This window comes from Virgibacillus sp. DJP39, from assembly GCF_049310925.1.
In the GTDB taxonomy this organism is placed as follows: domain Bacteria; phylum Bacillota; class Bacilli; order Bacillales; family Amphibacillaceae; genus Virgibacillus_F.
Map to the genome: position 1 here is coordinate 1 of NZ_JBMERP010000195.1, position 787 is coordinate 787.

Below are 787 nucleotides of genomic sequence, written 5' to 3' on the forward strand. Positions count from 1 at the left end.
ATAGCAGCACGAAAAGAAAAAGAAAAAGCTGAAGAAGAACAGGAATTAAAAGAAAAAATACGTGTGATTTTCAACAAAAACCGCAAGGTATATGGGACTCGTAAAATTAAAAAAGCCCTTTCAAAAGCAGGTTACACGGTTTCCAGGCGTCGCATAGGTAGATTAATGAGGGAACTTGGGATCCAATCAAAATATGCCCAAGCGTCCTATAAACCAATGACCACCCAGCCAAATGAAGACCCCGTTGGTAACGTGTTAGACCGGGAATTTCAAGTAGTGGAAGAGATGTCTGTGCTGGTCAGTGACTTAACGTATGTCAAAGTAGGTAAACGTTGGAACTACGTTTGTTTTTTAATAGATTTATATAATAGAGAAATAGTTGGTTATAGCGCTGGCAAGTGCAAAGATGCAGTATTAGTTCAACGTGCCTTCGGGACTGTCAAACGTCCAGTAGAAAATGTAAAACTGTTTCATACAGATCGCGGATCTGAATTTAAGAACGTCGTTATTGATGAATTATTAAGTGAACACAAGATTGAACGCTCTCTAAGTCATAAAGGAAACCCTTATGATAATGCGGTAGCAGAAACGACATTTAAGATATTGAAGACAGAATTAGTCAACGGAACACACTTTTCCACCCTTGAACAGCTATCTCTTGAACTTTTTGATTATGTCAATTGGTACAATAATGTCCGTTCGCACAGCACGCTTGGCTATTTAAGTCCAGTAGAATATCGAAACTCAGCCCTTAAAGGAATTGTTTGATTTAGTGTTGACAATCCAA

At 38.4% G+C, this 787-nt stretch carries 1 protein-coding gene; it reads left to right on the top strand.

The window, feature by feature from the left end:
- The coding region (locus ACOI1D_RS21740) for an IS3 family transposase (RefSeq protein ID WP_422504293.1) at positions 1 to 768 on the top strand (768 nt) is incomplete at its 5' end.
- Between the last annotated feature and the right edge of the window lie 19 nt (positions 769 to 787).